This is a genomic window from Aureibaculum algae, from assembly GCF_006065315.1.
In the GTDB taxonomy this organism is placed as follows: Bacteria; Bacteroidota; Bacteroidia; order Flavobacteriales; family Flavobacteriaceae; genus Aureibaculum; species Aureibaculum algae.
Genome location: NZ_CP040749.1, coordinates 3,782,152 through 3,794,806, shown reverse-complemented (window position 1 = coordinate 3,794,806; position 12,655 = coordinate 3,782,152). Strand labels below are relative to the sequence as shown.

The 12,655-nt window shown below is 31.5% G+C and carries 12 protein-coding genes; 7 read left to right on the top strand and 5 right to left on the bottom strand.

The features are described 5' to 3' along the window. Positions 1-201 precede the first annotated feature (201 nt). Positions 202-459, bottom strand: a complete 258-nt coding sequence (locus tag FF125_RS15970) for a type B 50S ribosomal protein L31 (RefSeq protein WP_117885052.1) — start codon at positions 457-459, stop codon at positions 202-204. A gap of 123 nt (positions 460-582) precedes the next feature. Here FF125_RS15970 and FF125_RS15965 point away from each other — a divergent pair, with 123 nt between their 5' ends. Together FF125_RS15965 and FF125_RS15960 are read left to right on the top strand one after the other, a co-directional pair. Beyond that, a complete protein-coding gene (locus FF125_RS15965) occupies positions 583-1,602 on the top strand; it encodes a glutaminyl-peptide cyclotransferase (protein ID WP_138950736.1) in 1,020 nt (339 codons plus the stop codon). A gap of 32 nt (positions 1,603-1,634) precedes the next feature. Further along, positions 1,635-3,197 carry a hypothetical protein gene (locus FF125_RS15960; RefSeq protein WP_250629605.1) on the top strand — a complete coding sequence of 521 codons (1,563 nt, stop codon included), beginning with the start codon at positions 1,635-1,637 and terminating at the stop codon, positions 3,195-3,197. Between the two features lie 36 nt (positions 3,198-3,233). On the opposite strand, the gene FF125_RS15955 is transcribed toward FF125_RS15960, so the two are convergent. Both FF125_RS15955 and FF125_RS15950 read right to left on the bottom strand, forming a co-directional pair. Then, a complete protein-coding gene (locus FF125_RS15955; protein ID WP_138950735.1) occupies positions 3,234-4,004 on the bottom strand; it encodes a hypothetical protein in 771 nt (256 codons plus the stop codon). A gap of 4 nt (positions 4,005-4,008) precedes the next feature. Continuing rightward, positions 4,009-5,286, bottom strand: coding sequence for a metal-dependent hydrolase family protein (locus FF125_RS15950; protein ID WP_138950734.1), 1,278 nt, complete (start codon positions 5,284-5,286; stop codon positions 4,009-4,011). A 55-nt stretch (positions 5,287-5,341) separates the two neighbouring features. On the opposite strand from FF125_RS15950, the gene FF125_RS15945 reads away from it, so the two are divergent. The 4 genes from FF125_RS15945 (at position 5,342) to FF125_RS15930 (ending at position 9,259) form a co-directional block, all read left to right on the top strand. Then, complete coding sequence (locus FF125_RS15945) at positions 5,342-6,070, top strand: SDR family NAD(P)-dependent oxidoreductase (protein ID WP_250629604.1); 729 nt, start codon at positions 5,342-5,344, stop codon at positions 6,068-6,070. A gap of 4 nt (positions 6,071-6,074) precedes the next feature. After that, positions 6,075-6,671 (top strand): SprT-like domain-containing protein, encoded by a 597-nt coding sequence (locus FF125_RS15940; RefSeq protein WP_138950733.1) that lies wholly within the window; start codon positions 6,075-6,077, stop codon positions 6,669-6,671. A 62-nt stretch (positions 6,672-6,733) separates the two neighbouring features. Next, a complete protein-coding gene (locus FF125_RS15935; RefSeq protein ID WP_138950732.1) occupies positions 6,734-7,810 on the top strand; it encodes a mannose-1-phosphate guanylyltransferase in 1,077 nt (358 codons plus the stop codon). A 21-nt stretch (positions 7,811-7,831) separates the two neighbouring features. After that, positions 7,832-9,259, top strand: coding sequence for a DUF389 domain-containing protein (locus FF125_RS15930; protein ID WP_138950731.1), 1,428 nt, complete (start codon positions 7,832-7,834; stop codon positions 9,257-9,259). A 42-nt stretch (positions 9,260-9,301) separates the two neighbouring features. On the opposite strand, the gene FF125_RS15925 is transcribed toward FF125_RS15930, so the two are convergent. Beyond that, on the bottom strand, positions 9,302-10,078 hold the full coding sequence (locus tag FF125_RS15925; RefSeq protein WP_138950730.1) for an ABC transporter ATP-binding protein: 777 nt from the start codon (positions 10,076-10,078) through the stop codon (positions 9,302-9,304). After that, positions 10,075-10,782, bottom strand: coding sequence for an MlaE family ABC transporter permease (locus FF125_RS15920; protein WP_117885034.1), 708 nt, complete (start codon positions 10,780-10,782; stop codon positions 10,075-10,077). Before FF125_RS15920 ends, FF125_RS15925 begins: the two co-directional genes overlap by 4 nt. Before the next feature lie 155 nt (positions 10,783-10,937). Between FF125_RS15920 and pafA the strand changes: the two genes are divergently transcribed. Then, positions 10,938-12,611: an alkaline phosphatase PafA gene (gene pafA, locus FF125_RS15915; protein WP_138950729.1), complete on the top strand. Its 1,674-nt coding sequence runs from the start codon at positions 10,938-10,940 to the stop codon at positions 12,609-12,611. Positions 12,612-12,655: the final 44 nt, after the last annotated feature.

Below are 12,655 nucleotides of genomic sequence, written 5' to 3'. Positions count from 1 at the left end.
AAATGCTATACTGTATTTTGTATCGGTATGATGTTTTTATGAGATTTTGGTCGAAGAGAGTGTGAAATTATTTAATGAGTACTATTTGATTAGATACATCTATGGTTGGTACCTTCTATTTTAAACTATTGAAAAAAGAACACGAAAAAAAACCTCGAAATTAATATTTCGAGGTTTTTTAATAGTTGAAAATCAAAAAGATTATTTTTTCTTTTTGAATTTATCATATTTGTTTTTGAACTTGTCAATTCTACCAGCACTATCAACTAATTTAACTTTACCAGTATAGTAAGGGTGAGAAGTTCTTGAAATCTCTAATTTAATTAAAGGATACTCAACACCTTCAACTTCTAACGTCTCCTTTGAATCGGCAGTAGATTTTGTTAAAAAAACATCTTCGTTAGACATGTCTTTAAAAGCTACCATTCTATAATTTTCAGGATGAATTCCTTTTTTCATCTTAGTATTTTTTTAAATGTTATAATTTATTAGCCATTTATGTAAAATAATCTACTTGGCTATTTTGAGACTGCAAATTTAATACTATTTTTGAAAATTCAAACATAATCTGAACTATTTTATATGAAAAAGCATAAAATAATTTTATCGTTGGTATTAATTGCATCATTTTTTGGTTCATGTGGTAACACGTATAAGCTGAAATTGAGTTCACCAAAATCAATGAAAATCAATGAAAAGCTAACACTATCCGTAACTGAAGAAAATAGTAAGCCTATTGATTCTGTTAGATATTATCTAGACGGAAAACGTTTGCCAGGAAATAAGGGGGTTACCTTAAATACAAGTAAATTAGGAGCACATGCCGTTTCTGCGACTGTTTTTTATGGTGAAGAACAGAAAAAATTAACCAATACTATTTTGTTATTTGCTGAAAAATCGCCAGAAATTTATTCGTATGAAATTGTAAATGAATATCCACATGATGAAAATGCTTTTACACAGGGATTAGAGTATCATAATGGGTTTTTATACGAAAGTACCGGACAAAATGGTGAGTCTACTTTAAGAAAGGTGGAGCTAAAAACAGGTAAAATGTTACAAAAAATAGATTTAGATAAGAGATATTTTGGAGAAGGCATGACCATTTACAATGATAAAGTGTACATGTTAACTTGGCAATCAGGAAAAGGATTTGTTTTTAATTTAGAATCTTTTGAGAAGGAAAAAGAGTTTAAATATGATCAAAGTAAGCAGGGATGGGGTTTAACTCATAACGGTGAGAAATTAATAAAATCTGATGGAACCGATAAAATTTGGTTTTTAGATCCAGAAACAGGTACTGAAGAATCTCACATCGAAGCGTATACCATAGATCGAGCGGTACCAAAATTAAATGAATTAGAATTTATTGATGGTAAAATTTATGCCAATGTATGGCAACGCAATAGCTTAGTAATGATTAATCCTAATACAGGTGCATTAGAGGGAATAGCTGATTTGGCAGGATTACAGGAGAAAGTAGGTCAAAAAGGTGATGAAAATGTATTAAATGGAATTGCCTATGACGAGGAAAACGATCGTCTTTTTGTTACAGGAAAAGATTGGAATACTTTATTTGAGATAAAATTAAATAAAAAGTAATAAATAACGTAGCAAGTAGTTATACCTTATAAATGCCCTCAATAATGCGATTATTGTATTCAGTTCTTATTGCTCTTATTATTTTAGGGATATCTTCTTGTCGTAAAGATTTTGGTACCATTGTAAGTTCTGGTAATTTAGAATTCTCAGTAGATACCGTATTGTTAAATAGAGTCTTTGATGATATTAGTTCAAGCACACAAACTTTTAAGGTGTATAATAGAAGTAATGAAGCCATTACTATTCCTACTATTAAATTGGGAAGGGGCGATAATTCTTTCTATCGCTTAAATGTGGATGGTGTTCCAGGAAAGTCATTTGAAAATATAGATATTTTAGCAAATGATAGTATTTATGTTTTTGTTGAAGCAACGGTTGATTTTGAGCAAATTACGGATACTGAGTTTTTCTATAGAGATTCTGTTGTTTTTCAGTCAGAGGCTATTGAACAAGATGTGAAATTGGAAGCTTTAGTATTAGATGTCAATTTGATAAAACCTGATAGAACAGAACAACCAGATGGCAGTTTTGTTTATGAAACTATTATTCTTGGGCAAAACACAGATGGTGATTTGTTAGGTGTTAGAGGGACAACTTTGTCAGGAAACAATACGTTCACAAATACAAAACCATACCTGATTTATGGGTATGTGGGGGTTGCAGAAAACACAACCTTAACCATTGATGCAGGGGCTACTTTATATTTTCATGACAATTCAGGAATCGTAGTGGGAAAAAACGCGACTTTAAATGTAAATGGTGCTTTTGAAAATGAAGTGTTATTTGAAGATGATAGGCTTGAACCTGAATTTGAGGATACTTCGGGACAATGGGGAACTATTTGGTTGCGTGCCGGAAGTAAAAATAATAGTATCAACTATGCAATAATTAAAAATAGTGTTATTGGTGTAATAGCTGATTCTATTGGTAATGCAAATCCAACCTTAACAATTAAAAATACACAGATTTACAATACGTCTAATTATGGAATTTTAGGTAGGGAGACCAATATTTTGGGAGAGAATATCGTAATTGGTAATAGTGGACAATCTACATTGGCGTGTACTGTAGGTGGTACTTACAATTTTAAGCACTGTACTTTTGCTAATTATTGGCGTAGTGGTTTCAGACAATATCCAAGTGTATTGGTAAATAATTTCTTTAGTTATTATGATGAAAGTAATACCGAAGTTATTGAAACCCGTAATTTATATGCGGCAAACTTTACCAATTGTATTATTGATGGTAATCAGGATGTAGAATTTGTTTTAAATAAAGTTGAAGGAGCAGACTTCAATTTTAATGTTAAAAATAGCATGTTAAAATTTAATACGACGAATACAGAAGTGTTAGACAACCCATTATTTGATTTTACAAATGCTTCTTTATATCAAAATGTAATACGTAATGGAAATCTCGATTTTAAGGATACACAAGAAAATGAATTGATTATAGGTGAAGCGTCTGAAGCAATTGGAAACGCAGATGTAAATGCGGCATTACAAGTACCCAATGATATTTTAAATGTAAGTAGAACTGCTTCACCAGATATCGGTGCATATCAACATATTATTTTCGAAGAGGAAGAAAATTAGTTGGCATTAGGAAGTTTCCAGTAAAAAGTAATAATATTACTCAAACCGCCCATACCAGCTCCAATCATAAGATAATTCATGATCTAAATCATACTTACCATAATTGGCGGTATCATTTTTATAAACCCTAAAAATTTTCATGTCTGGAAATACATTTAGAATTTTTTTAATGGAGTCAATTTGTTGTTCAGATACATTTTTATCTGCGATAAGGTTAAAATATAAGATATTTACTTCTTCTTCAAATTGTGCTCTTTCTGAATAAACGATAGATTTAATATTTTTTAATACATTATTATTTTGATCATTATACTGAACAATTAATTCTTTATTATTATATCCAACAAATAAATCAATTCCATACTGCATGTAATCACTTTTGATCATCTCAAAATCAGCTACAGGTAAATCTATTTGAAAATCAAATTGTCTTAAATAATGTTTCCAGTAATCATTGACTTTGAAAAATACGGGATAAGTAAAAGCAGAATCGTCTAAGTTTTTTATAAATAAAGAATCTCCATTCAGCTTATAATCAAAAATGAAACTAGCCTTGTAGCCTTCGACGAATTTTAACAAAGGTAAATTCATTTTTATTTGACTGATATCAGCACTCCATGTTCCTTTTCTTTTATTTCTATGTTCATAAGAAGAAATTGAATCCTTATAAAACCTTATTTCAACCGATCCTCCAGACGGATAATTATTCCAAGTGCCAAGTAATTCTTTTTCATACTTATTTTTAGAACAACTTATTAAAGCAAAAAATAAAAATAACTGTACAGTTATTTTAATGAAAAATCTCATAGGTTTAGTTTTTATAAACCTTTCCTTCTTTCATTACAAAAACAATATTTTCCATAGTGTTGATGTTTTTAGTAGGGTCTTCGTCCGTAGCCACAATATCAGCTATAAAGCCAATTTTTATTTGACCAATTTCAGTTGACATTTCTAATACTTTTGCATTGGTAATCGTTGCAGACTGAATGGTTTCTATGGCTGGCATTCCAGCTTCAACCATATAACCAAATTCTTTACCATTATCGCCATGGTCATAAACACCGGCATCCGTACCAAAAGCAATAGAAACTCCTTTTTTATAGGCTTTACCAAAAGTACTTTGAATTTTAGGTCCAATAGCTAAAGCTTTTGGAACAATAATTTCAGGAAAGTACCCTTTAATTTTGGCCTTATCGGCAACTGATTTTCCAGCTGTTATTGTAGGTACATAGTATGCATCATGCTTTTTCATGAGCTCCATGGTTTCTTCACTCATTAAAGTACCGTGTTCTATAGTTTTAACACCTCCTATTATGGCTCTTTGCATGCCTTCATCTCCATGAGCATGTGCGGCAACATGCATTCCGTAATCTTTAGCCGTCTCGCAAATCGCTTTTATTTCTTCTATTGTAAATTGTGGATTTTGCCCACTTTTTGCAACACTTAATACGCCTCCTGTAGCTGTGATTTTTATAAGGTCAGCTCCGTTTTTATAGCGTTGTCTCACGGCTTTTCTAGCATCTTCAACACTATTTACAACACCCTCTTTAGGTCCAGGATTCCCCATGAGTTTCTTACTAAATCCATTGGTAGGGTCGGCATGACCTCCAGTTGTAGCCAATGATTTTTCAGCAGTAAATATTCTAGGTCCGTCAACCTTTCCTTGATTAATAGCGTTTCGTAAAGATACGTTTACACCACTTCCGCCAAGATCTCTAACAGTTGTAAACCCTGCTAATAAAGTAGATTTGGCAAAACCTTGAGCGTCAAAAGCTATATCAGCGTCGTTCAATACAAAAGGTTCAATATAACTTTTAGGATTCAGTTGCCCCTCTAAGTGAACATGCATATCAATTAGACCTGGCATTACTGTTTTTGATTTTAAATCTATTATATTATCCTTTTTAGATTTCGGATTTATATATCCGCTTTTTACATCTGTAATTTTATTTCCAGAAACAATAACTGTCATTTCAGTAATAACTTTACCGTCTTTGGTGTCAATCAGCTTACCACAATGTAAATAAGTGTTTTGTGCAGATAAAATGAAACTGAATAAAAGGCAAAAACTAAGAAGTAATTTTTTCATAATGTAGGTTGCTGAGTTAATGATTATATTTGATGCTTAAAAATAAGAAATTTTAATGGCTTTTATTGATAATAATATTGAATCAGATAGAATGGTTGTGAAAAATATTGTAGTAACAGGGGCAAGCAGAGGTATTGGATACGAGATGGTAAAGCTTTTGAGTGAAAAAGGACATCAAGTTTTGGCGGTTTCAAGAAATATTTCAAGGCTTGAAGAATTGCAAAAAACACTTAACAACATTTCGGTTTTGGGAGTTGATATCTCTGATGAAAATCAACTAATTACTATTTCAAAGTTTGTAAAAGAAAAATGGAATTCTGTTGATGTTTTAATACATAATGCAGGAGCTATAGTCAACAAGCCATTTGCAGAGACGAGTGCAAAAGAATTTTTAGAAGTTTATAAAGTCAACGTATTTGCTGTGGCAAGCTTGACTAAAATTATGTTACCCTATTTGAAAGCGGGCAGTCATGTTGTAGCTATTAGTAGCATGGGCGGTATTCAAGGAAGTATGAAATTTCCGGGATTATCGGCATACAGTTCTTCAAAAGGAGCAGTTATTACGTTAATGGAATTGTTGGCAGAAGAATTTAAGGAAAAACAAATTGCATTTAACACGTTAGCATTAGGAGCAGTACAAACGGAAATGTTAGCAGCAGCTTTTCCAGGATATCAAGCACCCACAACTCCTGAAGAAATGGGAGCGTATATTGCTAATTTTGCTTTAACAGGTAATCAGTTTTATAATGGTAAAGTGTTGCAAGTGTCGTCTTCAACACCTTAAAAAAATGAAAGAAAGACAAATTTTAGAAAAATATATTCCTTTGGCATCTATTGATTTAGTAATTGATTTACTGAATAAATATCCGTGTAAACTGAAAATTGTAAATAATAGAAAGACAAAACATGGTGATTTTAGAAAATTAAATACAGGTCAATTTCAAATTACAATTAATAACGATTTGAATCATTATCGCTTTTTGTTGACTTTAATACACGAAATAGCTCATTTAGTAACGCATCAAAAACACAAACGAGTAAAACCACATGGTATTGAATGGAAAATGAACTTTCAGCATTTGATGTTACCATATGTTACACCTGAAATTTATCCAACTGAAATATTACCTTATTTAGCACGTTATTTACAGAACCCGAAGGCAAGTACTGATGCGGATGCAAAATTATCTTTAGCGTTAAAAAAATATGATGAAGCGAATGAATTAAATTATATTTTTGAATTAGCACCAAAGAATAAATTTATTCATAATAATCGTATTTTTGAAATGATTGAAAAACGAAGAACACGATATGAGTGTGTTGAAGTTAGAACAAAAAAGAGGTATTTATTTCATCAAAATGCAGAAGTAGAGGTAATTAAATAATAAATTATTTATCTTTCCTTATAGATATTAAATACTAAAAATAGTACAAAAAAAATAAAAAAATGCAACAAAACTATTACGCAGTAATTATGGCAGGTGGTGTTGGCTCAAGGTTTTGGCCAGTGAGTACTACACAATTCCCAAAACAATTTCACGATATGTTAGGGAAAGGAGATTCTTTACTGCAACGTACTTTTAAGAGACTGTCAACTTTAATTCCGAAAGAAAATATTTTAATAGCTACAAACGCTATTTATAAAGAGCTTGTTTTAGAACAATTACCCGAATGCACGGAGAAACAATTATTGTTAGAACCTGCAATGCGTAATACGGCTCCTTGTATTTTATATGCGGCATTAAAAATTCAACAAAAAGATCCTAATGCGGTTATGGTTGTAGCTCCATCTGATCATTGGATAGATGATGAGCAAGAATTTATAAATAATATTCAAACAGCTTTTGATGCTTGTGAGAAAAATGATATTTTAATGACCTTGGGTATACAGCCTAATAGTCCTAATACGGGATATGGTTATATAAAATTTGAAAATGATGACTCCGAAATAAAAAAAGTAATTAATTTTACAGAGAAGCCTGATTTAGAAACAGCTACAAAATTTTTAGAAAGTGGAGATTATGTTTGGAATGCGGGTATTTTTATTTGGAGTGTAAAAAGCATTGTTAAGGCTTTTGAGAATTATTTACCAGAAATGAATGCATTATTCTGTGAAGGGAATAAGGCCTACAATACCAATTTGGAAGATGATTTTATTAATAATAATTATCAAAAAGCAGAAAATATTTCCATTGATTATGGGATTATGCAAAAGGCAGAAAATATTTACACCTTGCCCGTTGAATTTGGATGGAATGATTTAGGAACTTGGAGTTCTTTACACGAAAAATTAGAAAAGGACGAAGAAAATAACGCCGTTGTAAATGCGAAAACTATTTTTAATGATTCTTCAGGAAATATGGTGAGTACTACAAAATACAAACATGTTGTTATTCAAGGTTTAGAAGATTTTATAGTAGTTGAAAAAGAAGATGTATTGTTAATTTGTCCTAAAAAGAATGAACAGGATATTAAACAAATAGTTTCTCAGGTTAAAGAAAAATTTGGTAAAGATTTAGTTTAAAAAGAATAAGCTCTATAAACCATGGAAGAAAACAAAAAGGTTGAAGTTGATCTTGATGTAAAAAAAGAAGAAACCCAAAAGAAGGTTACTGGTATCTTAGGTGGTATAAAAGAGTTTTTGATAGATCTTTTAGACATAAAACACGATACGAATAAGGAAGGGACAGTACAGGCAATCAAGGATAATATTTCCATGAAAGGTCATACAGCTTGGATTTTGGTCTTTTCAATTCTTATAGCCTCCATCGGTTTAAATGCGAACTCAACAGCTGTTGTCATTGGAGCCATGTTAATATCGCCTTTAATGGGGCCAATATTAGGAGTTGGCTTGTCCATTGGTATTAATGATATTGATACTTTGAGACGCTCTATGGTTAATTTAGGGGTTATGGTGGGGTTAAGTTTGTTAACTTCTTTCTTGTTTTTTAGTATTCCATTGTTTCAAGATGCGACTACTGAAATTTTAGCAAGAACAAGACCTGATGTGCGTGATGTTTTTATAGCACTTGCGGGTGGCTTGGCACTTATTATAGCGGTTAGTAGACCTTCTGCTCAAACCAATACTGTAGCAGGTGTTGCTATTGCGACAGCATTAATGCCACCTTTATGTACCGCCGGTTATGGTTTAGCTACTGGTCAATTTTCCTATTTTCTTGGGGCTATGTTTTTGTTTACCATTAATACCATTTTCATAGCATTAGCAACATTTGTAATTGTTAAGTTTTTAAGTTTTCCGATGGTTAAGTATATAAATTCAGCTAAACGGAAGCGAATTAGTCAATTTGCCTCAGTGGTGGCATTTATTATACTGGCTGGAAGTATATATTCATTTTACAATTTATTTAGAGAAAATGAATTTAAAAAAACGGCACAATCTTTTATTCATGAACTAAAAGAAGGTGGAGTATCTATAATTGGGGAAGACGATAAAAATATTGATTATACCAATAAAAAAATAACACTGCCTTTATTCAATCCCGTTTCTGATGCTCAAGTTGGTATTTGGAAAAATAGGATGGGGGAGTTAGGTTTGGGAGAAGTTGAGTTGAAAATTCAGCAGCAAGATGATACGGAAATGTTAGCACAAGTAAAAAATCTACAGGATTTGTATTCTCAAAATCAAAAAATAATTACTTCTCGTGATGAAAATATCAAAGAAAAAGAGGATAGAATTAGATTATTAGAAAATGAACTTAATAAATTTTATAAAGATCAAATCCCTTTTAAATCGGTCAGTGAAGAAGCGAAAATAAATTATGATGGTATTGAGAAGATGAGCTATGCTAAAAAAGTGGTAACTGATTTCTCTAAGATCGATTCTATAGCTTTTTTTAGTATAAAATGGAAAGTTAAAATGCCAAAAAAGGAGTTGAATATGCAAGAGGAAAAACTCAAATTATGGCTTAAGACCCGATTAGCTTTGGATACCTTAAAAATTATACGAGAATAGCGTAAGAGTTTTTTTTATCTATAATTTTTGGGTATCATCTTATTAAGAGCCGCTATTGTCTTGTTTTAATTGTGCTTCTCTTACTTTTTTAAATAAGTTAGAGGAATAAACAAAATCAACCAACGATTCATTATCTGTTTTAAAAACTTCGTCATTGGTACCTTCCCATTCTTTAACACCATGCTTCAATAATATAATTTTTTCACCAATTTCCATCACAGAATTCATGTCATGGCTATTAATTATGGTGGTTATATTATATTCTTTCGTAATTTCTTGAATTAAATTATCAATTACCGTCGAAGTTTTCGGATCTAATCCCGAGTTGGGCTCATCACAAAATAAATACTTTGGGTTCATTACTATTGCTCTGGCAATAGCTACCCGTTTTTGCATACCTCCAGAAAGTTCAGCGGGAAATTTTTTGTTCGCATTTTCTAAGTTTACACGGTCTAAAACAAAATTTACACGCTCAATTTTTTCTTCATATGACTGATTGGTAAACATCTTTAAAGGAAACATTACATTTTCTTCAACAGTAGAACTGTCAAATAAGGCACTTCCTTGAAAGACCATACCAATATCCTTTTTTAAATCACGTTTTTCATCACCGCTCATTTCATTATAGATCTGACCATCATAAATAATATCACCTTTCTCAGGTTGAATCAAACCCAGCAGACATTTTAAGAATACGGTTTTTCCTGATCCACTAGTACCGATAACCAAGCTCGTTTTTCCATTTTCGAAAGTGGCATCAATACCCTTCAATACTTGAACCCCGTCAAACTCCTTATTTAAATTTCTTACTTCAATCATTTTCCTAAAAGCATTTGAGTTAAAAAGTAATTCAATACGATTATTACAATACTTGTCCATACTACGGCACGTGTACTGGCATTACCCACTTCAATAGCTCCTCCTTTAACATAAAAGCCTTGATACGCCGGTATTGTAGCAATAACAAAAGCAAATACAGAAGTCTTAATCATAGAATAGACCAAGTGAAAAGGTTCAAATTCACTTCTAATACCCATTATGTAATCAGCTGAGCTTACTAATCCTGTTAAATTTCCAGCAACCCATCCTCCAAAAATACCAAGCCAAATACTAATAATAATCACGAACGGATAAAAGAAAACGTTAGCAATAATTTTTGGGAGCACTAAATAATTTAATGAATTGATACCCATTACTTCTAGAGCATCAATCTGTTCTGTAACTCGCATAGTACCAATACTAGAAGTAATGTACGAGCCTACTTTTCCTGCTAAAATAATTGAAATAAGTGTTGGTGAAAATTCTAATATTAACGATTCTCTAGATGCATATCCAATTAAATATTTTGGTGTAATGGGATTGTCCAAATTTAAAGCGGTTTGAATAACCACAACACCACCAACAAAAAAGGAAATAAAAGCAACTATTCCTATGGAGTTAATACCCAAATCTTCAATTTCTTTAAAAATGGATTCTCTAAAAATAGATCCTTTTTGAGGTCTTTTAAAAACCTCTTTAAGCATAATAAAATACTTGCCAATATATTTAAAATAGTTGATCAAATTATAGGTTTCTGTTATTGGAAATGAATTAACATTAATTTAATTTTCAAATATCAAAAATATAATATTAAATGTAAAAAAAGCCCTAATTTTGATTTTAATATAAAATATCACTGATGAAAAATTTATTATCTTTTGTTCTCACCTTAGTTTTATTCACTTCTAGTTTCGCTCAAAATTCTGTTGTAAATGAACCAGCGTTCAGTCATACTGCAATCGAAATGCAACGCCCAAAATTGGTTGTTGGTATTGTAGTTGATCAAATGCGTTATGACTATTTAACACGGTTTTACAATAGATATGGGAATGATGGTTTTAAAAGAATAATTGATGGTGGGTTTAGCTGTGAAAATGGGCATTATAATTACATTCCTACCTATACAGCTGTTGGCCATACTTCTATATATACAGGTACTACACCAAGTTATCACGGTATAATTGGTAACAATTGGTATGATAAGTTCGCTAAAAAATCTATTTATTGTGTAGATGATGTTGATTATAAGAGTGTTGGAGCAGACGATGGAGGTAAAAAGTCACCACGAAGAATGTTAGCTACCACAATAGGTGATGAGCTTAAAATGGCACAAAATAAGAGAGGTAAAGTCATAGGGTTAAGTATAAAAGATAGATCAGCTATTTTACCAGCAGGTCATGCAGCGGATGGATCTTATTGGTTTCAAGGAAAAAAAGAAGGTAAGTTTATTACCAGTTCTTATTATATGGATAAATTACCGAAATGGGTTCAAGAGTTTAATAAGAATGGCAATGCTAAAAAATATTTAAATTCCACTTGGAATACACTGTACGATATTAATACATACACAGAAAGTATTGCCGATGATAATAAGTTTGAAGGATTATTTAAAGGGAAAAAAACACCAACATTTCCTTATGATTTAAAAAAACTGAAGAAGAATAATGGCTATTACGATCTTTTAAAGGCTGTGCCTTACGGTAATACTATTGTAAAAGATTTTGCTGAGGCAGCTATAATTGGCGAGAATTTAGGTCAAACACAAAATGTAACTGACTTTTTAGCAGTTAGTTTTTCAAGTACCGATTATGTGGGGCATAAATTTGGGGTTGATTCCAAAGAAATTGAAGATACGTATTTAAGATTGGATAAAGAGTTGGCTTCATTTTTTAAGTTTTTAGACGAAAAGGTAGGTAAAGGTAATTACACCTTATTTTTAACTGCAGACCATGCTGCTGTGCAAGTACCTTCCTATTTAAAGACGTTAAAAATACCTTCAGGTTATTTTGATAATAAAGATTTTAAAAAGAAAGCAAATGCCTTTCTTTTAGAGAAGTATAAATCTGATGATTTGATTGAAGACATCTCTAATTTTCAAATCTTTTTAAACAAAAGTAAAATTAAAGAGTTGAAATTAGAGGCGAATGAAGTGGCTCAAAGCTTAGCAGATGAAGTTATTAATTATAAAGGTATTTCAAGAGCAGTAACGTCTCGTACCATGCAAACTGCCAATTTTACTGGGGGTATAATGCACTTTTTACAAAACGGATACAATCAGAAATTTTCAGGGGATGTATTATTAGTGCCAAACCCAGCTACAATAAGCTATTCAAAAACAGGTTCTACACATGGTTCAGGTTATAATTACGATACGCATGTGCCTATCATTTTTTATGGTAAAGGTATTAAGCAAGGATCAAGTAAAAGTCTCGTAAATATTACGGATATAGCTCCAACAATCTCAACTTTGTTGGAAATTACATTTCCTAATGCCACTTCAGGTAAAGTAGTACAAGAAGTTTTAGAAGATTAAGCTTAGTTGGTTCAACTATTGTTGAAACTTTTTAATAAGAGATC